This window comes from Arthrobacter sp. N199823, assembly GCF_002929705.1.
Classification (GTDB): domain Bacteria; phylum Actinomycetota; class Actinomycetes; order Actinomycetales; family Micrococcaceae; genus Specibacter.
Genome location: NZ_PJIN01000002.1, coordinates 192,349 through 214,527 on the forward strand (window position 1 = coordinate 192,349; position 22,179 = coordinate 214,527).

Here is a 22,179-nt window from a genome sequence, read left to right on the forward strand (position 1 = left end):
GAATGTCACGGACCGGCGCCAACAGAAAAGGGCACTTTAGAAAATGCACGTACTATTTGTACCTTCCTGGTATCCAGCTGACCCGACTGACTTCTCCGGCAGTTTCTTCATCGAGCAAGCCCAGGCACTCGTCCATGCCGGACACACGGTCGGCGTCATCAGTGTCAAGGGCATTCCGATATATTCCCCGTCCCAAATCCGGGGAAAGTCAGCTGGAATTCGCCACAGTGTTGAGGTTGGCATCAACACTTACCGTCTGGATAAAGTGTTGCCATTTCCCAAGGTTCCCGGCGGCAATGAACGCGTCATCCTGCATGCATGGCGGACGCTGCTGACCCGGTATATTCGCGAAAACGGCAAGCCTGATGTCCTTCATGCCCATGCTATGTTCCCTGGCGGGGTGGTGGCCCATGCACTCTCGGATGAGTTCGGGATACCTTTCATAGTCACCGAACACAGGCCCTCGTCCATGGACAGGCTCAAGGAAAAATGGAACGGAGTCCATGGGCGCCGGGCTGCAACTGCTGCTTCGTCCTTGGTGGCGGTGGCTCGGGGGTTTGTGCCGGAGCTCAATGGGGCCTATGGGCTTGGTCAGGACAAGTGGGAGTACGTACCTGGGCTCCTGAGCCCCCAATTCCAGAACATTCCCACACGCACTGCCCCGGACGGCCCCTTCATATTCGGTCATGTCTCACATCTCGACCCCGGCAAACGGGTGGACAGGTTGATTGGAGCTTTTGCTGATCAATTCCGCGACCTGGAAAATGTACGATTGAGAATCGCAGGGGATTCCGTTCACAAATCCGGTTTGATGGCTCTAGCCGCACAACAGGGCGTCGCCGACAAGGTCGACTTTGTGGGCGCTATCGCACGGGAAAACATCGTTGCCGAATTCAGCTCGTCCCACGTCTTTGTCCTACCAAGTGTTGCTGAGGCGTTCGGCACTGTTCTCTGGGAGGCCATGGCCTGCGGCCTGCCGCTGATTTCAACAGCAACCTGGGCGGGGAAAAACGCAATAGTCGAGGCCAACGGCATGCTATCCGGCATCGACAATACTGAAGAGCTGGGCCAGACGATGGTTCGCATGAAGGAAAACTTCCACTCCTACGATCCTGCTACGATCCGGGCCATTTGCGTGGACCATTGCGGGCGAGAGACGTTCGTTTCCCAGTATGAGGGCATCTACGCCAAGGCGATGGAACGCTAGATCGAACGAAAATACTCGATGTACAGTGGCTGCGGCAGCGAGTATTTTTAGGGTTTGCGTCCTCACTAGACTTAAATATCATGCCCAGTTCGCGAACGGCGTGGACTATCGGAATGGAGCACCTGCTGGTCTCCGGCCACAGACGCTCATATTGTTCTTGGCGCCATTGCTGGGCGCTGGTGAGCTGCATTCAGCTCTTCCTTGCAGGGACAATCAAGTGGTGGCCGAAATCAAGGCCATTCCATATGTTGGCTGTCTCGGCACAGTTGTTGGCCAACAGCGCCCAAATGCATCTAACGTTCACACACCTCCCGAACTGGTCCGGGCCGGAGCCCAGCTCATTCGCCGACAAGTTGCCATCCCCTGCCACCCAAGCGAGTCCTTTCAGCAACTACGTGGTGCAGTAGTCAAATCGTTCGCGGATCTCCGCACCACCGGGATGGTGATAACCAAGCTTTTTTGTAATATCTAGCGGAACTCCAACGGGTTCTGCGCCGTGGAAGACCGTCCAGTCAACACTCCAGCTGGACGATTTGCAGTTGCCAGTGTTTGCATAGCGGCTTCAAGATGCTCGCGCAGTATTTCAGTCTCCCCGCGGCACCCGGGCATTGACAGACACGCTGGCAAGTAGCCAACTAACCGTTGTTTTGCTACTGAGCAGGATGGTTTAGAGTGGCATATTTGGAATTCCGGGCCTGCTGATAACGGTGTGGTTCGTCACGGATAACAGTTGGCAGTTCTATCCCCCCAGCCCTGAACTGGTGCGAGACTGTAGACTACTGCAGGGGAAAATTTAAGGTGTGCAGCAAGTGCACGGCTTGACGCCAACCATTTAGAGGTACAAATTATATGTCGCTTATAGCCGAGGAAGCTACTCGGACCCGGGGCAGACGCCGTTCCGCGGATCAACTGAACTCACAACAAAGCAACAGTACGCGCAAATTCCGTCCTGAAGTTCAAGGACTTCGGGCTATTGCCGTGCTCATGGTGGTCTCATACCATGTATGGTTTGGCCGGATCTCCGGCGGCGTTGACATCTTTCTGCTGATCTCCTCGTTCCTGTTGACGGGCCAGTTTACACGCAAGCTTGAGACTGGACAGGCCCTTGACTTGTTCAAGTACTGGGCACATCTATTTAAGCGTCTGCTGCCCATGATTGTATTGACGCTGCTGGCGTCTTTGCTGGGTGTTTACTTGCTGTTGCCGGAGACCGTCTGGACTAGCATGTTCGGTCAAACTTGGGCGTCCCTGCTCTACTACCAAAACTGGTTCCTGGCATCAGAAGCGGTTGACTACTATGCAGCGGATCACAGCGCGGCGAGCCCGCTGCAGCACTTTTGGTCGTTGTCCATCCAAGGGCAGATTTTTATCTTGTGGCCTCTGGTCTTTGCCGTGGCTGCGCTGGTCTCGCGGAAGGCCAAACTAAAGCTTCGTCCGTTGCTCATTTATATATTTGGTGGGATCTTCGCGGTCTCGCTGGTGTTTTCTATCGTCACAACGCACACCAACCAGGCCTTCGCGTATTTTGATACCAGAACAAGGCTGTGGGAGTTTGCTCTTGGCTCACTTCTTGCCCTTGTCCTTCCACATTTGGCATTCGGACGCATCACCCGGATCGTGATGGGTTGGATCGGTGTTGTCGCCATGCTCTCATGCGGCATCATCCTGCAAGTAGGCCAACAGTTCCCGGGGTACATGGCTTTGTGGCCTACCCTCGCCGCTAGCCTCATCATTATTGCTGGTTTCACTGACAGTAAGATTGGCGCTGACAGGATACTCAGCTGGAAGCCGCTGGTCAAACTCGGTGACAGTTCCTACGCACTGTACTTGTTTCACTGGCCTTTGCTGGTGTTCTACCTAGTATTCTCGGGCCGTGAACAAGCAGGCGTCAAGGCAGGCACCGTCCTAATCCTTGTCTCAATTCTTGCTGCGGTTATCGCCACCAAACTCGTGGATACGCCAATTAGGCGTAGTAAGTGGATTGAGAAGAAGCGCCGGAGGGCTGTCCTAACCATCGCCATTTGTGTTGCCATGGTTGCCGCTCCGCTGAGTGTTTGGCAGGGAAAAATCCATGCCGAAGAGCTGGCCATTCAGGCCCAAGACCAGATGGCTGCGGCAGAGATTGTCAGAAATTATCCAGGCGCCCTCGCCTTGGAACCGGATTTTCTCAATGCGGCGGACCCCGATTTGCCTCTCAAGCCCGCCATGACTGCCTTGAACAAACAGTGGGTCAGCCTCAACCAAAAATGTGAAGGTGACTTTGCGGTTCAGGACGGACCCCTAAGTGAAGGTTGCGGGCAAACTGAAACGCTGACCAAACCGGCGAAAACCATGGTAATTGTTGGTGACTCTCACGCAGAACAATTTTCTGGAGCACTCATACAGGTGGCGAAGGACAATAATTGGCAGCTCGTCTCACTACTTTTGGGCGGATGTGACTTTGGTAGCGGCACAGGAAGTAATGCTAAATGCCGGGACTTCAACAAGGCAGCCATGGACTACATTCTGAAAATTAAGCCAGATGCCGTTTTCACAGTCGCGACCGATGCAGTGCCTGATTCGCCAGACGAAACGATTGTCCCTGGATACGAGCAGGCCGTTCATACGTTTACTGAAAACGATATCGAGGTCATAGGCGTGCGTGATAACCCCAGGTTCAAGCTGAACAAAGCCAGCTGTGTGGCAAATTCTGGTCCTGAAGCGTGTTCCTTTGCGCAAAGTTCAAACTTGGCAGCAAGCAATCCAGCCGAGTCCCTGAATGAGATTCCCGGCGCACACATGATCGACTTGACGGATCAATACTGCAAGGACGGAACCTGCCCAGCGGTTGTCGGAAACGTTTTGGTTTATTTGGACGACAACCACCTCACTTGGGACTACGCCCGCACCATGGCGCCAGCTCTCGGAGAGCGAATTGCCGCATCCACGGGGTGGAAGGTCAAGTAGTCCACAGGGCGCCAACAGACCAAAGTTATCCACAGCCCCAAAACTCACCCTAGCGCGGCTCCATATTCCGGGGCTAAGCTCCTCAGCAATGGGAACGTTGATCACCGCAAAGGGGCGGAAGTGGTCTGATTGGATGCGCTGGCACGAGTTGAGGATGAAGTCCGTGAACTCATCCGCCGCAGAGGCCTTGACCCTCTGAGGGAAGGCCCGGAAGTCCGTGCCCTCGTTGATGCGGCTGTCAACGACTACGGTGAGCGGTCTTTGCTCGGTGCGGTGCCAGCACTTGCCCAAGCTGCCGATGCGAAACGCACGGTGTTCAATGCCGTCGCCGGTTTCGGTGCTCTGCAGCCCCTCCTTGAGGACCCGGACATTGAAGAAATTTGGCTCAATGCCCCAGATCAGGTGTTTGTGGCCCGGCACGGTGAATCGGAGCTCACCACTTTGCAGTTCACCGCCCAACAGGTCAGTGACCTGGTAGAACGCATGCTCAAGAGTTCTGGTCGGCGGTTGGATTTGAGTAGTCCCTTTGTTGACGCTGCGCTTCCGGACGGCAGCCGTCTGCACGTGGTGATCCCGGATATCACCCAAACGCACTGGGCAGTGAACATCCGCAAGTTCACAGCACGGGCTAGCCGTCTAGACCATCTGGTGGAGTTGGGCTCGTTGACCCCGCAGGCAGCACGGTTCCTGGGTGCGGCTGTGAGTAGCGGGCTCAACATCCTTGTCTCCGGCGCTACACAGGCAGGTAAGACCACCATGCTCAATTGCCTCGCCGCTGGCATCGGATCACGGGAACGCGTGGTTACAGTTGAGGAGATCTTTGAGTTGAAGCTGCCACTCAGGGATGTGGTGGGTCTGCAATGCCGCCAACCCAACCTTGAAGGAATGGGCGAAATCCCACTGCGCCGCCTGGTCAAGGAGGCACTGCGCATGCGGCCCGACCGGCTGATCGTGGGGGAGGTGCGCGAGGCCGAAAGCCTTGACATGCTCATCGCTCTCAATAGTGGCCTGCCAGGGATGGCGTCGGTCCACGCCAACTCAGCGCACGACGCCGTGGTCAAGATCTGCACACTCCCACTATTAGCGGGCGAAAACATCACTGCTGCCTTCGTCTTGCCAACAGTGGCGGCCTGCATTGATTTGGTGGTGCACTGCGTCCGGGCACCGACTGGCCAGCGATCCGTGGGGCAAATCCTTGCCTTGGGTCGTCGCGTGGAAAACGGCATCATCGAATCTAGCTTGGTCTTTGAGACCGTCAATGGGCGGCTGGAAGCCTCGGAAACGGCCATGCCTGCCCCGGAAAAGTTTGCCGCAGCTGGCTACAACGTAGCCACGTTGATGGGAGAGTCCTGATGTCAGCGGTGGTGGGCTTACTGGCCGGGTTGGGCATGTTCCTGATCTGGACGGCGTGCTGGAGTACTCCGGCCCGCAGCCCCATGCCAGGGCGGCGCAGCAAGGTGGCTGCCCTGCTCCACCAAGCTGGCGTTGCGCAGGTAAGCCCGGCCTCGTTGATCCTCAGCACGGCGGTGCTTGCCGTGATTGTGGTGTTGATTGTCTTCGTGCTGACGGGGGCGCCGGCCATAGCGCTGTGTTTTGGCTTGTTCAGCGCCTACCTTCCGTTTGCCTTGCTGCAGATGCGGGCGCGACGCCGGGCGGCCCTCATGCGCGATCTCTGGCCTGACGTGGTGGACCACTTACGCTCAGCCATCAGGGCCGGACTATCTCTTCCCGAGGCCTTGGTTCAGCTAGGCAGCAAGGGCCCTGTGCAGCTGCGCGAGGAGTTCATAGCGTTTGGGGCCGACTACAGGGCTAGCGGCCACTTTGAAAGTGCCCTGCAACGGCTCAAATCAACCCTGGCCGATCCAGTGGCGGACAGAATTATTGAGGCCTTACGGCTCACCCGTGACGTGGGCGGCTCGGACTTGGGCAAGCTGCTGGGCACCCTCTCTGAGTTCCTGCGAGACCACGCCAGAACTCGCAGTGAATTGGAGGCACGGCAGTCGTGGACGGTCAACGCCGCACGCCTTGCCGTGGCCGCGCCCTGGATTGTTCTCATGCTCATGGCCACGCGTCCTGAGGCAATTCAGGCGTACAACTCGGCTGCGGGGTGGGTGGTACTAGGCGGAGGGTTGGTGCTCTCAATCCTTTGCTACCGAATCATGCTTCGCATTGGTGCGTTGCCCGAAGAGGAACGGGTACTGCAATGAGTGGGAACCTGCTGGTGGTGGCGGGCGTGGGGCTGGCCCTCGGGGCAGGACTGTGGCTGATCATGGTAAGGCTCCCTGCTATGCGTCAGCCCAGCTTTACCCAACGGGTGGAACCCCAGCTACGCACGGCGATGAGCCGCTCGCGGCTACTGGACGGAGGGGAGGCGGGACTACTCTTCGGACCGTTGGAACGCATAGCACGGGTGGTCATGAAGGACGCGGTCCAGCGACTAGGTCACATGAACATCAGCGTCCGTGGTCTCAACGCCCGGCTAGCGCAGGCTGGCCGGCAGGAGAGTGCGCTGGAGTTTCGCGCGGCCCAACTCATGTTTGCTGGGACCGGTCTCGCCGCAGGCCTGCTGTTGTCACTGTTTTTGTTGTGGCAGGGGAGTTTGAACCTGATGGGGGCCATATTCCTGACACTTGCCCCCATGCTGGGCGGATATTTGCTGTACGACTATCTACTCAGCGCCAGGATTCAACGCAGACAGGCCAGGATGCTGGCTGAATTCCCTGCATTGGCGGAGCTTATGGCATTGGCGGTGGGCGCCGGGGAGAGCGCTGCCAGCGCGCTGGATCGTGTGGCGCGCTCATCGTCTGGGGTGCTCTCTGGCGAATTTGGAGCCGTTCTGGCGCAAACCCGCACCGGGATGCCGTTGGTGGAGGCACTGAATCAATTCTCGGAGAGAGTGAATGTGCCGGCATTGGCACGATTTGTTGACGGCATTAGTGTCGCCATCAACAGAGGAACCCCGTTGGCCGACGTGTTGCGCGCCCAGGCTCAAGACGTACGGGATGTGGCCAAGCGCGAGCTCATGGAAGCAGCTGGCCGCAAGGAAATCGGCATGATGGTCCCTCTCATCTTCGGAGTACTGCCGCTGACAGTGGTCTTCGCCGTATTCCCTGGCTTGGCGCTGTTGCAGTTTGGTTTCTAAATGGCGACACACAACAGCTCCCACAGTGCTTCATCCAAGGCCTTACGGCAATTAGAAAAACAGCAGAAGGAAAGGAAACATCATGCGCGTCATCGACAAAGCAACATGGGCGGCAACGGCGCTGTTCACAGCGTGTATGCACTGCTTGGAACACGGGTACCAGAGGAGCCAACGGCATCAGCGGCACGGGCAGGAAGATCATGGCCAGCGGCTGAACCTGCCCATCGCCTTCCGGCCCGCAACCGGCCGAAGCACCGGAGACGTGCCGGGATGGGTACTCATCACACTAATGAGCGCAGTCCTGGTGGCCGGGCTACTGGCCATCGCGGGACCAGCGCTTCAAGGGCTGTTCAACCAAGCCATGGAGCAAGTCCAGCCCTAGGCCAGTCACACGCCGCTGTCCGGGTGCGCTCTCCCAACCTTGGGCACCCTCGTCTGCGGGTGCGCTCTGGTGACAGCGGGGCTGCTGTTGTGGACTTTGTGTTGGTGGGCGCGTTGGTCACGGTGATCTTTGTGGCCCTGCTTCAGCTCGCCTTGGTACTGCATGTGCGCAACACCATGGCGGATGCGGCATCATCTGCGGCGCGATACGGAGCATTAGGGGATCGGTCCGCCGAAGACGCCAGGGCCCGGGCCATCCTGCTTATGGCTGGGGCGCTTGGCCCGAACTATGTGCAAGACGTGACCGTGAGCGTCAAAAATCAAGATGGTCTGGACCTGCTCGAGGTATCAATCAACGCGCCACTTCCGCTGCTTGGACTCTTTGGCCCCACACGATCCTTGGAGATGACCGGCCATGCCGTCATCACCCGATAAACGCCATACTCGAGAGGACGGTGAGGCAGCGTTCACTGTCAGCGACGAAACCGTTCGTGGCCTGGAAACCGGCAGTGCCATAGTCGAATTCATTTTTCTGGCGGTGTTACTCATGGTTCCTGTGGCCTATTTGATCCTCACGGTGGGCCAGATCCAGGGCGGAGCCTACGCCACCGTGGGTGCGGCAGATCAGGCAGCCAAAGTGTTTGTGCTGCACAATGACCTGCCAGCAGCTCATCTTGCCGCAGAACAGGCTGTTCGTCTGGCCGTTCAGGATATGGGATTTGACCCGGACGCGGCGGTTCTTTCCATTAGCTGCGACCCTGGCTGTGCCACAGCGGGAGCCACCGTCCGAGCTCATGTGGAGCTTCGAGTGGAATTGCCCCTGGTGGGTGCGCTGCCGGGGGTCAATGCAACGGCCGCAACGGTGGAATCTAACGCCATGCAAAAGGTGGGCCGATTTAAATGACAGTCCGAAGGCAAGCAACAGGGAAGTCAATTAGCAAGCTAACAAGGCCGCTGGCAAGCAAGCTCAGAGGTACCCAGCAACCGGGGGCAACGGCCAGCGGTTCGCAGGAAACCGGCCACGTTATGATCCTCCTGATCGGCTACGTATTGATCGCCTTGCTCGTCATCACTGTGGTGGCAGCGGCCGGAAGCGTCTACTTGGGGCATAAGAAATTGTTGTCCATTGCCGATGGGGCAGCGCTCGCAGCCGCCGATACTTTTGAACTCAGCGGAGGCAGCGCATCCACGGATCCAGGAACCCTGCTGAAAGGGTCCTCCGTTCAAGGTGCCGCCATGGAATATCTTGCTGGAATCGACGAGCCGGAAGGGCTAGGCGGCATTGTCCTAGACTCCGCCACCGGAGCGGGGGACGGAAGAACAGCGGTGGTGGGCATGAGCGCCGTCGTGCATCCAATGTTTATTAACTTTCTGGTGCCCGGAGGAATCAATATCAGTGTGGTCAGCACGGCGCGCGCCAATCTGGTTCTGTGACGCCGCCTGCTGTGCCGCGCTAGGGTGGGCCCGCCCCACACAGGTCCGCCGATGCCGTAGGCTTGAATATCATGGCAGAGATTGACTTTCCCGCAGAACTCCGGGCGCTACGCGCTACCTACACCTCCATCGAGCAGGTCTCCGAAGTGGAGAAGCTCATGGAAAACATTGAGGATTTGTCGGATCAGGCAGGTTCACCCAATTTGTGGGACGATCCCGCCGCCGCGCAGAAAGTCACCTCCAAACTCAGCCACGCCCAGTCCAAACTGGAAAAGCTGCGGACTCTGGAATCCCGGATCGATGACCTCGAAGTCCTCGTGGAGTTGGCCCAGGACGAAGGTGACGCCGATTCCATCGCCGAGGCGATCAAGGACCTCACAGCGCTGAAGAAGTCGCTGGCCGATCTGGAAATCGTGACCCTGCTGGCCGGTGAATACGATGACCGTGAGGCCGTCATCACCATTCGCTCCGGTGCCGGTGGAGTGGATGCTGCGGACTTCGCGCAAATGCTGCTTCGCATGTATTTGCGCTGGGCCGAACGCCACGGATACCCCACCGCGGTCCTGGACACCTCCTACGCTGAAGAGGCCGGCCTGAAGTCTGCCACCTTTGAAGTTAAGGCTCCCTACGCCTTCGGCACGCTGAGCGTTGAGGCCGGCACGCACCGCCTGGTGCGCATCAGCCCCTTCGACAACCAGGGGCGCCGCCAAACGTCTTTTGCCGCTGTGGAAGTGATCCCGTTGATTGAGTCCACGGACAGCATCGAGGTCCCGGACAACGACATTCGCGTGGACGTGTTCCGCTCCTCAGGACCTGGCGGGCAGTCCGTGAACACCACGGACTCAGCTGTGCGCCTAACCCACCTTCCCACCGGCACCGTAGTGTCGATGCAGAACGAAAAGTCACAGATCCAAAACCGCGCCGCGGCCATGCGTGTGCTGCAGTCGCGCCTGCTCTTGCTGAAGCAGGCTGAGGAAAACGCACAAAAGAAAGCCATGGCTGGAGACGTCAAAGCATCGTGGGGCGACCAGATGCGCTCCTACGTGCTCAACCCCTACCAAATGGTTAAAGATCTACGCACGGAACATGAAGTGGGCAATGCGGGGGCCGTTCTGGACGGCGAAATTGATGACTTCATCGACGCCGGCATTCGCTGGCGGGCGGACAACAGGAACGCTGAGAAGCAGCAGTAGTTTCCCCATAACGTCACAATGATGCACAATGTTTGGCTACCTCATCCCGGGCAGTAATGTTGCTGGCGTTAAGCTGTCACGGCCACCTGAATTCTTCGGAACGGCTGTGCTGCATGGGGTGGCAATCGGCTTGATTGCCGTAGTTGGGGGACTTGTCACGTTGGAGCGGAAACTTTTTGGGGATATTTCTCCCTTCACTTATGCCATTGCCGTGAAGCGGCAGATTCTCCAGCGCACGCTGCGGGACTTCATTCGCCGAACACCGCTGGCAACCACCCGGGATCAGCACCACCTGCCGGTGGTCATTTACAAGCACAACTCCTTGATCCGGCGGAAGCTGGGCAATGTTGACCTGCTCTTGCAGGAGAACAAAGCCGTTAGCTTGGGGCTCGCCGCGCCGCACATTGACGGCATCCTGATTAAACCCGGTGAGACTTTTTCGTTCTGGCATCTGGTGGGTCATTGTTCGGCGAAAAAGGGCTACAAGATGGGCATGACCGTCAGTAGCAATGGTCCGGACTCAGGAATTGGCGGAGGACTGTGTCAGTTCACCAACCTCTTGCACTGGATGGTGTTGCACAGCCCGCTCGAGATTGTGGAGCACCACCATCACGGGGGCATTGACCTGTTCCCGGATTTCAACCGGCAGATTCCTTTCGGCACCGGAACTTCCATTGTTTACAATTACTTGGACTACCGGGTGCATAACCCTACGCAGAGCACCTTCCAGTTCCGGATCTCCCTCACGGAGGAACACTTGCGCGGGGAACTACGTGCCACCGAGCCCCTGAGCGTGAAGGTCCATGTGAAGGAATCAGAATCCTACTTCCAAGAAGTGGGTGACGAGGTGTACCGGCGCAACATGGTCTACCGCAGCGTCCGTGACAAGCGCACGGGCAATGAGATCGCGAACGAGCTAATAGTGGAAAGCAATGCCAAGGTGCTGTACAGCCGTGAGCTCATCAACGCCCCCATTCGTCCGGACCATTCTGTTGCCGCTGGCCATTAGGGGTGCTCCGCGTGTCACTGATTTCTGGAAACTGCCACTGTCGGCCACGCTCACACGCCGAGATCGGTACGTAGCCACCAATTGCGCTGTGCAACTACCGATCTCGGGGCTAACACCAGCCCAAGGGTGAACCCCGACGCCCAAAACGCCCCGCAGTCCAGAAAGCCAGCGAAACCGGCCATAAATCCGCAGATTCACAGCAACCCCCAGTCTCGACACACCGCCGCGCAACCAGCAATCACCGGATCTGAAGCCTATAGTCATTAAGCTGGCGGTTTCATCCCCCCAACACCTGCCCGGCTGCCAGCATGCCAGTGGACCTAGCTGGCCGGGCAACGAAAAGTCATGATTCGTTTTGAAAATGTAAGCATTGCTTACGATCGCAAGGACAAGCCCGCCCTCGACGACGTCTCCTTCGATGTGGAACGCGGCGAGTTCGTGTTCCTCGTGGGATCCTCCGGCTCCGGCAAGTCAACCCTGCTGCGGTTAATCCTGCGCGAATACCGGACCCCGCACGGGCAGATCTACGTCGCCGGACAAAACGTGGCCAATGTGCCCAGCTGGCGGGTGCCCAAATTCCGCCGCGGCATTGGCGTGGTGTTCCAGGACTTCCGCCTCATTCAGACCAAGACGGTCTTCGCCAACGTGGCTTACGCCATGCAGGTGCTGGGCAAGAACCGTGCGGCCATCAAGTCCGAGGTCCCACGCGTTCTGGAGCTGGTGGGTCTGGAGGACAAAGGCCACCGCACACCCACCGAGCTCTCCGGTGGTGAACAGCAGCGCGTGGCCATTGCCCGCGCCATTGTGAATCAGCCTGGGATCCTACTGGCCGATGAGCCCACGGGAAACCTTGACCCCATCACCAGCGCCGGCATCATGGACATCCTGGACCGGATCAACCAAAACGGCACCACGGTGGTCATGGCCACGCATGATGATGACATTGTCAACACCATGCGCAAGCGTGTCATTGAGCTGCGCGATGGCCAAGTAGTTCGTGATGAGGCCACAGCCCTGTACACCTCCGCAATTCCTGTGGTGTCAGCGACAGGGGCGACTCCCTCAGTGGTTCTGCCCAAGACGGACGACGCCGAACCTATGACCCGCCGCCGTCGTGCAGCAAGTGCCGAGGCAGCAGGCGAGGACACCTCCCCGGAGGAAACCATGCCGCCAAGACTTGAACGCAAGCCTCGAATGCCTCTGGGTGAAGCGGCCGGTAGCGCTACGGACGACCAGAACGACGGGAACAAAAAGTGAGACTTGCCTTCATTATGAGCGAGTTGGGAAGCGGTTTGCGCCGCAACCTGACGATGGTCATTTCAGTAATTCTGGTGACCTTTGTGTCGCTGACGTTTGTGGGAACGGCGGGGCTGCTGCAGATGCAGATCGGTCAGCTCAAGGGTTTTTGGTATGACAAGGTTCAGGTCACCATTTACCTGTGCACCGACGTGCCAGCCAACACTAACTGCGTTTCCGGGCCCGTCACGGACGATCAAAAAGCGGCCATCGAGGACCTGCTGAAATCGCCAGCCGTGAAGCCGTATGTGGAGACGTGGACCTTTGAGTCGCAGAAGGAGGCCCTGGGTCATTTCCAGGAGCAGTTCGCGAACTCACCCATGGTTGATTCCGTGGAAGCAGCCAACCTGCCATCCTCGTACCGCATCAAGCTCACCGATCCGGAAAAGTACCAGATCATCAATGAGACTTTCGCGGCCACTCCGGGTGTGGATTCAGTAGTGGATCAGCGCACGGTGCTGGACAAGTTATTCTCGTGGATGAACATTGCCACCTATGTTGCGGTTGGTGTTGCGGCGCTCATGACTGTTTGCGCGGCATTGCTCATTGCCACCACCATCAGATTGTCTGCGCAATCACGGACCCGAGAGATTGAAATCATGCGCTTGGTGGGCGCCTCTCGAACAGTGATTCAGCTGCCGTTCGTCCTTGAAGGTGTCATTGCCGCCACCATTGGGGCGTTGTTGGCATCGGGGGCTGTGTGGTCAATTGTGCACTTCTTCTTCGGCGGCTATCTGGCTGCATCAAATTCGGGAACGCCTTATATTTCCACCGGCGACGCATTCGTGATCTACCCGATTTTGATCCTGCTGGGCGTGGTCCTAGCTGGCGTATCCTCAGCCGTTTCCTTGCGTAAAAACCTGAAAGTGTAAGGTAGGTAGGGGTCTTGTTACTCAAGATACCCATGTGACTGATGTTGTTGATGTCAATCTTCAAGGAGCTCAAGGCATGAATTCGAAATCAAGCGGGGGAATTGGAACCGTGAAATCCCCCCGGCTTGGGCGTACCGTGCCCGGCTTCCGTTCAATGCGTCACCGCCTCGGTGCGGTGGTTGTAGGACTCCTGGCCGTGGGCCTGGTGGGTCTGGTGCCACCAGCCCAGGCAGACGATCTGACCGATAAAGCCAGCGCCCTGGAACAGCAAGCTCATGACGTGCAGGCTTCGCTGGAATTTGTTGACACCGGTCTGGCGAAATCGGCCGCAGACTTGGTCACGTACCAAGGCCAACTCCCTGGCGCCCAACAGGCATTGACTGATGCTCAGGGCCGCGTCAGCGCGGCCACCGCCGAAGTTAACTCATTGGCGGCTCGGATCGACATTGCTCAGCAGAACAAAGACAAGATCACGGCTGAAATTGCTTCGGATGCCAAGAAGGCGACCGAGACTAAGGACATGATCGGCCAGATTGCCGCGCAGTCCTACAAAGCAGGGGGACTGCCCGCCAGTCTGACTCTGATTCTGGGGACTGACTCCGGCACTAACTTGGCTGACTCCATCGATCTCGCAGAGCAGGCTTTGCGCAGCCAGACTGCCGCACTGGAACAGCTCACGGCACAGAAGGCCACCAACCAGAACGCACAAGCGCGTCTGGTTGCCGTGGAAGCTGAAATTACGGATCTGAAAACACAGGCGGACGCAGCCTTGATCGCCGAACAGGCAGCACGTGACGCGGCGGCCAGCAAGAAAGCCACCGTTGACAAGCTCATCACCGACTCCGCAACACTGAACGCCAAGTTGGAAGCAGAAAAGCCGCGGATCCAAGCCAAGTTGAAGGAAGTACAGACGCAAAAGGCTGCCGTTGCCGCCGAAATCGCGGAGATTCAGCGTAAGGAACGGGAAGCTGCTGCGGCAGCGGCCAAAGCTGAAGCCGAGCGGCTTGCCCGCGAACAAGCAGCGGCCGCTGCAGCAGCAGCGAAGGCTGCAGCCCAAAATAACGCCGGTTCCGGTGGCGGAAGCAACTACGTTCCACCGGTCTACGTGCCAGCACCCTACGTGCCGCCGGCACCGGGTAACCCGTCAGCTTTTGGTTTGCAACACCCGTTCGCCGTGAATGTACCCATCACCTCAGGCTTCGGCTGGCGCCAGACCCCCGCAGGAACCATCGATTTCAATGGCACCGGCGGCTACGTCCATACCGGCATTGACTTCGGTGCTACCTGCGGAACCCCCGTGTATGCAGCTGCCGCTGGAACTGTGGTTTTCGCCGGTTGGGACGTGTGGGGAGGCGGAAACGGCGTGAAGATCAGTCACGGTGTCATCCAAGGTAACGCCCTGCTGACTGCTTATTACCACAACACCAGTGTGCAAGTCTCTACCGGACAGCAGGTTAGCCGCGGCCAACTGATCGCCATCTCCGGAGGAACCGGTAACTCCACGGGCTGCCACGCCCACTTTGAAACCTGGCTCAATGGCGTTGCCGTTGATCCTATGACGCTCTTGTAACACGTGGCGCTCTAGCTATGAGTCCTCACTTTGAGGTACACCCAAGTCACTGAAGTAACCGCAGGTCCGGTTGACTCTTGAATGACCGGAGGCCGGGCCCGTAGTTGCTAGACTTGGTGCTTGCGCTGCCGCTGCGGCAGCTAACTATTTATGAAGGAGCCTGCTGTGCCTAAGGAAAGTGGCCTGAAGGTTGTGGCCGCCAATCGCAAGGCCCGGCATGATTACCACATCATGGATACTTTCGAGGCTGGTTTGGTCTTGATGGGAACTGAAGTGAAGTCGCTGCGCGAAGGTCGGGCTTCACTGGTTGATGGCTTTGCCACGTTTTACAATGACGAGTTGTGGCTTGAAGGCGTCTACATTCCTGAATACCTCAACGGCAGCTGGACCAACCACACGGCCCGCCGCCGCCGCAAGCTGTTGCTGCACCGCGAAGAGCTTGAGAAGATTGACCGCAAGACTCGCGAATCCGGCTTCACCATTGTGCCCCTGCAGCTGTACTTCAAAGACAGTCGTGCCAAGGTAGAAATAGCCATTGCCAAGGGTAAGAAGGACTACGACAAGCGCCACACTCTTCGTGAGCAGCAGGACAACCGTGAGGCGCTTCGCGCCATGCGTGAAAAGAACCGCGGCACAGTCTAACTCGTTTCGAGGCCCTTTTTGCTGGTGTAGACCTGCAGCTTAATTCCTCTGCATTCCTCTGCGCGCGAACTCCTGAAGCATTGTCAGCAGCGCTACTGGCATCTTTGTCAGTACGCTGTCCTAAGCTGGCAGTTATAGCAACTATTGCTGAGAGGTGGATTGTGGCTGCGTGGAGTGGTAAACGCTGGGTTCTTATTGGCGTGTGCGGTGTGGTGGCGTTACTTGTCATCGTCATAGTGCTGCAATTTTTCCGCGATAACGCACCCCTGGTCGGTCAGAGCAGCACCGCTCCGGCAAGTACCGGCCCGCAAGCTTCGGGCCAGCAAAGTGCGTCACCCGCAAGCAGCACGCCTGCCGCAACTGTCCCGTCACCTTCCCCAAGTACCGCATCGGCACCGCCACAGAGCGTAAGCCCAGCTCCGGCGTCGTCCGCTCCAGAGCGCAGCAAGGCCGCCAAGAAATTGGCTGCCATGACCGTGGCGCAACGGGTAGGCCAGGTGCTCATGGTGTCATCGCCTGTGACCGGGGCCGATTCAAATTCCTTGTATGCCCTGGAAACCCTGCAAGTGGGCAACGTGTTTATGAAGGGTCGCAGCATGGTAGGGGAGGCCGGGATTGGGGCCGAAGTGGCCAGTGTCGTGGCGCATATTTCCGACTCACGCTCCGATGGTGTCCGGCCCTTTGTGGCGACGGATCAGGAGGGCGGGTTTGTGCAGATCATGCGTGGCCCCGGATTTGATGACATGCCCCAGGCCATTGAACAAGGTCAGCTTTCGCCGGCAGCTCTTCGCGCCGATGCCACCCGCTGGGGAAAGCAGCTGGCGGCTGTGGGCGTAAACGTAAATTTGGCGCCCGTGCTGGATACTGTGCCAAGTGCTGAGTTTGCCCCGTTGAACGCTCCCATTGGCAGCTTTGGCCGGGAATATGGCTACACACCCGCGTTCGTTTCCAGTCATGGATTGGCCTTTGCTCAAGGCATGATGGCCGCCGGCGTAGAACCCACTGTCAAGCATTTCCCTGGGTTGGGACGTGTCACCTTGAATACCGATGTCGCTGCTGGAGTGACGGATGAGACCACGGTGCGTAAGGACCCCTACATAGCCCCGTTCCGCGATGCGGTGAATGCCGGGGTGCCGTGGCTCATGATGTCCAATGCGTGGTATCCCAAGATCGATCCCAACGCCATGGCGCCTTTCTCGACTGCGATTGTGGAGGATATGGTGCGTGGTGATCTGGGCTTCACCGGCATTATTGTCAGCGATGACATTTGCGACGCCGTTCAAGTCTCGGAAGTGCCTGTGGGGCAACGCGGCGTGGACTTCCTTGTGGCGGGGGGCACCATGGCGCTGTGCACCAACTCGGCCCTGCTGCCGCAAATGTATTCCGGTATGGTTCAGGCCGCCCAGTCCGATCCTGCCTTTGCTGCCACGATTGATAAGGCCGCATTACTAGTGCTCGAGGCCAAAGATGCCAAGGGGCTCATCGACTAGTGACATTAGGAAGGGACACGGGAATATATCCGGCCTACGATGCGCTAGCATAGATAGTCCACGAACTATTGCCCCCGGGTACGGTACGTGGATTTGAAAAAACAATAGGGGATGATCGGTTTCGACGGTGTTAGTCGAGACAGGTGAAGCGGGTCGAGGATACAGGGTTAACTCGTAAACGATCTCTGTAAAACACAAGTGCTGAATCAAATCGCACTGACTTCGCTCTTGCTGCCTAAGCAGTAAGACAGTCCGTCAGCCCGGGAATGCTCTCGTCCCGGATACTGGCGTCATCTAGAGGGCCACTGCTCTAAGTTCTTGTTGTAGGCGCTTAGGGGACTCTTATACAACTGGGCCTGGCAGCTACTTGTTTGCGAGATAGCTGGGGCCGAGAAAAACCGCTGCAAACTGCACCCGGAGAAGCCCTGACAACACAACATCGGACGGGAGTTCAATTCTCCCCATCTCCACATCCCTATTGGGACCTGTTCCTTGCCTTGACGGCGAGGGACGGGTCCTTTTTCTTTGCCCTTTTGCTTGTCACGGTGAACTGACCGCCCGGTCACATTCTCAGTGAGTCTCGTCACTTAGGCGGGACTTCGGGGTTAATTGACAGGGTGAAATATCAGCCTTTTGGCCAGTCTTGTTGGGGCCGATGGAAGGATGTTTTTTGGACTGCTGTGATTTATTTCGCGGCCGGGTCCGCGAAATGACGAAAAGCTTGTGGTGAATAGTCAGCGTGACAGCTGTGTGTTCATGCGGGCGTTCCATGGCCAAGTTGATACGAGGGGACTTAACAAAATGCACGAAAGACGACCAGAGGCGGTGCCGTTGTCTCTTGAAGGCGGGGGCACAGGCAAGCTTGCAAGGGGGTGGCTGGCTGCACTGGCCGGTGCGGTTGCTATCGCATTGACTTTCGCATCCCTGATTGGCTTTGGAACCGGTGAGGCGAATGCTGCAACCGAAGGCATCACCACGACCGTTACGGTTAATGGCTCGAGCTACAACGACACGCCCGTGGTGACAGAAGGCGACACAGTCACCATGAAGATTCAGTATGGCGACACCGTAAAGCCGGGTTCCACCGTGAGGGTTGTCCTGGGGGCAAACGTCACTTTGAAGGACCTCACCGGCGGCAATGAAGCGGTAAAGGAAGCGATTGTGGATCCCTCGGATCCCAACGCCGTACTCATCACTTTTGCAGATGTTTGGCCGGCAGGCATCAACCAGGGCTACTTGGACTTGAAGTTCACGGTGAAATCGGTAGACAAGAGCTCCGCAGAGAAGATTACCTGGACTGTTGACGGGGACGAGCAAAGCCTGGATGTCATAGTTAAGAATGGTGGCGATGAGTTCGCCAACGTATCGGATGCCGTGGACAAGAAGATGACTTCGGGAAATCTGAATGGCAAAGTATCCGTTAAGGATGGGAAAGTCACGGTTGATCCCACCATCGTTGGCACCGAGATTTCCTACGAGCTGCAGGTGGACACGGCTGCTGCCAAGCCTGGCTACATTGTGGCCGATCAGCTCCCGGATGGCATGAAATATGTGGAGGGATCCTTCAACGGAACTCAGATTACCTGGGATGCAAGCGGACTGAACAAGCAGACCAACAATGCTCTGGTCTTTGCTCCTGTTGTCACAGCCAACGCCTTCACCGGCACATTGGACCTTCCAGCAGCGTCCAAGACGACGCTCAAGTACAAGGCAACCGTTGCTGATGAAGCTGCACGGATTTCTTTGGAATCCAAACTGCAGTCCGAATATGAGAAAGTAGCCGCCGCGGGCGGCAACTACTCCACGACCTTGGTTAACACTGCAACGTTTGATGGAGCGACATCCAAGAGCGCAACGCTCAGCCTTGGCGGCAACGTCGCTGGGCCCGTTGGACCTGTTGGTCCTAACCTTGGTGGGGCGCTCAACAAGTCCTCCGTGTGGGACAAGAAGGCCCTTGAACCTGCTGAAGACGGCACACTGAACCCCGCCGTTGACGTCGCTTACACGCTCAAGACAGATTTGCGCCGGTGGACAGGGACGAACGCCCTGACAACGCTGGACACCAACATGGTTATGTGGGATCAGCTTCCGGAACAAATGGCGTGGAATACAGGCGATGCAGGATTCATTTCCGCCACCACCGTTACCACCGCGAATCCTACCCCCGAAACCATGCAGCTAACCCTGGCAGATGCATTCACGGGGAACGCCCAAGCCTTCCAATCCGATATTTACGTCGGTAAATACTACGTTGATGCGGCGAAACGAACCTTGTACGTGAACGTTGGTCGTGACAACACTCAAGAGATCAACATTGCCGTAAAGGCTCAGCTCAATACGGTTACCGGTCTGGGCGTGAAGGCGAGTACACAGGTTCCGGGCCAGAACGACTACAGCATCACCAACCGTGGCCGGTGGGCTTGGAAAACTGACGTGCAGAAGAACGACGGGTTCAACGACAACACGACGTTAACCAGTCAGACGGAGAGCGAAGAAGGTTTCAACTTCCCCAAGTACTTCCAAAAGACCGCAGAGTCCAAAGAGGTAGTTGTTAAGCCGAACACGGCCGGCCAAGTGAAGTACGACTTCACCGTTGCCCAAGGATCAGGCGTTGACCTGACAAAGAGCTCGATTGTTGACTACGTTGACACGAACATCTTTGATCTCGCCGACTTGTCCAAGATTGGCACCGTTGGTCAGTACGACTGGTGGCATGAGATGGACGCGACTAACTTTGTGCTGAAAATAAATGCCGACGGCAATCTGGTCATCACCCTCAGCGACGCAGGCATCGCCAATGTTGCTTTGTGGGGTGCTGACAAGCAGTTCAAATTGACGCTGACCCTACCGCTCAAGACTGTGGTGGGTAAGCAGACACTTCAGATCAAGAACAAAGCCACGCTCTTCGGTGAAGATGGCAAGGCCCTGTTCTGGTCCGAGTCACAGTCTGAGGCCACTTCGTTCGGTCAAGAGGCCGAGGTTAAGAAGAACATCCGAGACACTCCCAATGAGGACTGGTCGCAGAACCTGCGGGCTGAAGTGGATGGTGACGGCAAACTTGTCCAGAGCAAGTTCGTCTACCGGATTCAGCTGGTACCGCACGGCGGATTTGACGGCGTCAAGATCTTGGACGTTGTGGACAAGCTTCCCTCCGGCCTGAAATTTGAGGGCTTTGTCACCAATGCCAACAAGGACACGGGTAACAATCCGACCAAGGATATCCAAAACCTGACGGGTAACCTTCAAGCTCGTTACGATGCTGATCCTACGTCTGAATTCGGTGGGACAGTCACGATGTTCCAAAAGCCGGGAACGGTGCTAAACGCAGCTGGAATGACCTCGGAGCAATATCCCTCCGCATACCTTCTGGTCAGCATCGTGGACTTCTCGATTGACGAAGCGATTGTCAACAAGATTGGCAGTTCCTCGACTTCTATTACTCCTTCTGATGGCTACCCCCTTTCCATCTCCAAAGTAGATTCCAACAACGCAGAAAAGGTCATCACCGACCCCGCCGCACGCTTCCAGATTTTGGATGCCACCGACAAGGTTGTGGTGGACAATGTATTCGTCCAGGACGGTGCACTGCGTGTCAAGGATGAAGAAGGCCTAGTCAAGAACGTCAAGGTTTCCGAAATTGTTACCTACACGATTAAGGAAATCACTGCACCGAAGGGATACGCCCTTAGCCAGGAAACAATCACCGTGACGGTTGGCAGCGATGGGACTTCCGACGCAGTCAAGTTCTTCAACACCCCCGCCAAGACCTACGCCGTGGGCGACTTTGTCTGGGTTGACGCCAACAAGAATGGTCTGCAAGACGATGAAGAAGTCCTTGAAGGCGTAAAGGTCACACTGCTGGATGGTGCCGGCAAGCCCATCGCAACAACAGAAACCGACGCTGCTGGTCAGTACATGTTTGATGAACTGCTCGCAGGTGATTACCAAGTCAAGTTTGAGCTCACTGCAGCCCAGAGCGTGATCTACGACTTCACCACCCCGAATGCAGAGGGCAACGCCAAAGATGCCGCCGATTCCGACGCCGATCCGGCGACGGGTCTGACGGTGAAATTCACCCTTGACGACACAAATGCGGCCCTTACCAAGGATTACCGCCTCGACTTCGCTGCCACTGAGGGTATTGACCCTACGTGGGACGCCGGTGTGATTGTAAAGCCCAGCGTTTCTGTGGGTGATTTTGTTTGGGTTGATTCCAATCGTGATGGTCTCCAGACTGAGGGTGAGCCTGGTATCAAGGATGTTGTTTTGAGCATCGTTGGTCCGGATGGCAAGCCGGTCACGGATGTGTTCGGTAAGCCTGTTGTTTCTGTGAAGACGGATGAGAAGGGTGCTTACACTTTCGTGAACCTGCCGGTTCTGAAGGAGGGTGAGTCCTACACGGTCGTCATTGACAAGGAAGCTTCCAAGGTTCCGTTGGCGCCGTATGTGCCGACGATCGAAACTGTTGGTAAGAGTGATGTTGACTCTTCGACGTGGACGGCTTCTTCTGTTGTTGATCCGACTCCGACGGTTGATCCGACTCCGACGGTTGATCCGACTCCGACGGTTGATCCGACTCCGACGGTTGACCCGACTACGACTCCGACGGCTAACCCATCGGCACCGGTCACCACAGTTTCGGGGGTTCCGGACGACAATGACCTGGCAAACACAGGTTTCAATGGTCCAGCGGCCTTGATCGTCGGATTATTGCTGTTGCTGCTGGGAGGTGGCGCCACGGCACTTACTGCCCATCGCCGTCGAACATTCAACGGACGACACTAGGCTAGACACGCCTTAAATCAACTGCGGCCCTATCCCCAAAGGATAGGGCCGCAGTTGGTTTAACGGGAGAGAATGTGGCATCTCAGCGTGAACTAGCTGACGTTGAGCCCTACTTAGAAGGCCAAGACTATGACGAGAAGAAGTCATCCGGTGGACGCCGCGAAATACGTGGTTAAGGAAGCAGAGTTGTACGAACTTGAAGGGTAGATCTT

The 22,179-nt window shown here is 57.1% G+C and carries 18 protein-coding genes and 1 other RNA gene; all 19 read left to right on the plus strand.

The annotated features are described in order from the left end of the window. Positions 1–43 precede the first annotated feature (43 nt). The 19 genes from CXQ93_RS04790 to CXQ93_RS04885 all read left to right on the plus strand — a co-directional run bounded on the left by CXQ93_RS04790 (position 44) and on the right by CXQ93_RS04885 (position 21,967). Positions 44–1,207: a glycosyltransferase gene (locus CXQ93_RS04790; protein ID WP_104109349.1), complete on the plus strand. Its 1,164-nt coding sequence runs from the start codon at positions 44–46 to the stop codon at positions 1,205–1,207. A gap of 75 nt (positions 1,208–1,282) precedes the next feature. Further along, entirely contained in the window at positions 1,283–1,390 is a 108-nt protein-coding gene (locus CXQ93_RS21340; RefSeq protein WP_146073182.1) for a hypothetical protein, read from the plus strand. A gap of 666 nt (positions 1,391–2,056) precedes the next feature. Continuing rightward, positions 2,057–4,153 carry an acyltransferase family protein gene (locus CXQ93_RS04800; RefSeq protein ID WP_104109351.1) on the plus strand — a complete coding sequence of 699 codons (2,097 nt, stop codon included), beginning with the start codon at positions 2,057–2,059 and terminating at the stop codon, positions 4,151–4,153. A gap of 129 nt (positions 4,154–4,282) precedes the next feature. Continuing rightward, positions 4,283–5,506, plus strand: coding sequence for a CpaF family protein (locus CXQ93_RS04805; protein ID WP_104109352.1), 1,224 nt, complete (start codon positions 4,283–4,285; stop codon positions 5,504–5,506). After that, entirely contained in the window at positions 5,506–6,360 is an 855-nt protein-coding gene (locus CXQ93_RS04810) for a type II secretion system F family protein (RefSeq protein ID WP_104109353.1), read from the plus strand. The genes CXQ93_RS04805 and CXQ93_RS04810 overlap by 1 nt, the downstream gene beginning before the upstream one ends. Continuing rightward, on the plus strand, positions 6,357–7,295 hold the full coding sequence (locus CXQ93_RS04815; RefSeq protein WP_104109354.1) for a type II secretion system F family protein: 939 nt from the start codon (positions 6,357–6,359) through the stop codon (positions 7,293–7,295). The genes CXQ93_RS04810 and CXQ93_RS04815 overlap by 4 nt, the downstream gene beginning before the upstream one ends. Positions 7,296–7,431: 136 nt before the next feature. Beyond that, positions 7,432–7,677 (plus strand): hypothetical protein, encoded by a 246-nt coding sequence (locus CXQ93_RS04820; RefSeq protein ID WP_374953392.1) that lies wholly within the window; start codon positions 7,432–7,434, stop codon positions 7,675–7,677. Between the two features lie 23 nt (positions 7,678–7,700). Further along, positions 7,701–8,111: a TadE/TadG family type IV pilus assembly protein gene (locus CXQ93_RS04825; RefSeq protein WP_258068602.1), complete on the plus strand. Its 411-nt coding sequence runs from the start codon at positions 7,701–7,703 to the stop codon at positions 8,109–8,111. Further along, complete coding sequence (locus CXQ93_RS04830) at positions 8,092–8,580, plus strand: hypothetical protein (protein WP_258068603.1); 489 nt, start codon at positions 8,092–8,094, stop codon at positions 8,578–8,580. Before CXQ93_RS04825 ends, CXQ93_RS04830 begins: the two co-directional genes overlap by 20 nt. Before the next feature lie 122 nt (positions 8,581–8,702). Next, a complete protein-coding gene (locus CXQ93_RS04835; protein WP_104109357.1) occupies positions 8,703–9,110 on the plus strand; it encodes a pilus assembly protein TadG-related protein in 408 nt (135 codons plus the stop codon). A 71-nt stretch (positions 9,111–9,181) separates the two neighbouring features. After that, positions 9,182–10,303 carry a peptide chain release factor 2 gene (prfB, locus tag CXQ93_RS04840; RefSeq protein WP_104109358.1) on the plus strand — a complete coding sequence of 374 codons (1,122 nt, stop codon included), beginning with the start codon at positions 9,182–9,184 and terminating at the stop codon, positions 10,301–10,303. Positions 10,304–10,331: 28 nt separating this feature from the next. Further along, positions 10,332–11,312 (plus strand): VanW family protein, encoded by a 981-nt coding sequence (locus tag CXQ93_RS04845; protein ID WP_258068604.1) that lies wholly within the window; start codon positions 10,332–10,334, stop codon positions 11,310–11,312. A gap of 345 nt (positions 11,313–11,657) precedes the next feature. Continuing rightward, on the plus strand, positions 11,658–12,569 hold the full coding sequence (gene ftsE / locus CXQ93_RS04850) for a cell division ATP-binding protein FtsE (RefSeq protein ID WP_104109359.1): 912 nt from the start codon (positions 11,658–11,660) through the stop codon (positions 12,567–12,569). Continuing rightward, positions 12,566–13,480 carry a permease-like cell division protein FtsX gene (ftsX, locus tag CXQ93_RS04855; protein WP_104109360.1) on the plus strand — a complete coding sequence of 305 codons (915 nt, stop codon included), beginning with the start codon at positions 12,566–12,568 and terminating at the stop codon, positions 13,478–13,480. The genes ftsE and ftsX overlap by 4 nt, the downstream gene beginning before the upstream one ends. Before the next feature lie 154 nt (positions 13,481–13,634). Then, complete coding sequence (locus tag CXQ93_RS04860) at positions 13,635–15,050, plus strand: M23 family metallopeptidase (protein WP_104109728.1); 1,416 nt, start codon at positions 13,635–13,637, stop codon at positions 15,048–15,050. 165 nt (positions 15,051–15,215) lie between these two features. Continuing rightward, positions 15,216–15,692: an SsrA-binding protein SmpB gene (smpB, locus tag CXQ93_RS04865; protein ID WP_104109361.1), complete on the plus strand. Its 477-nt coding sequence runs from the start codon at positions 15,216–15,218 to the stop codon at positions 15,690–15,692. A 161-nt stretch (positions 15,693–15,853) separates the two neighbouring features. Beyond that, the gene (locus CXQ93_RS04875) at positions 15,854–17,182 is read left to right on the plus strand and encodes a glycoside hydrolase family 3 N-terminal domain-containing protein (protein WP_258068605.1); all 1,329 of its coding nucleotides are present in this window, start codon (positions 15,854–15,856) and stop codon (positions 17,180–17,182) included. Between the two features lie 107 nt (positions 17,183–17,289). Further along, positions 17,290–17,655: a transfer-messenger RNA gene (ssrA, locus tag CXQ93_RS04880) on the plus strand. A 328-nt stretch (positions 17,656–17,983) separates the two neighbouring features. Further along, complete coding sequence (locus CXQ93_RS04885; protein WP_181036056.1) at positions 17,984–21,967, plus strand: SdrD B-like domain-containing protein; 3,984 nt, start codon at positions 17,984–17,986, stop codon at positions 21,965–21,967. Positions 21,968–22,179 lie beyond the last annotated feature (212 nt).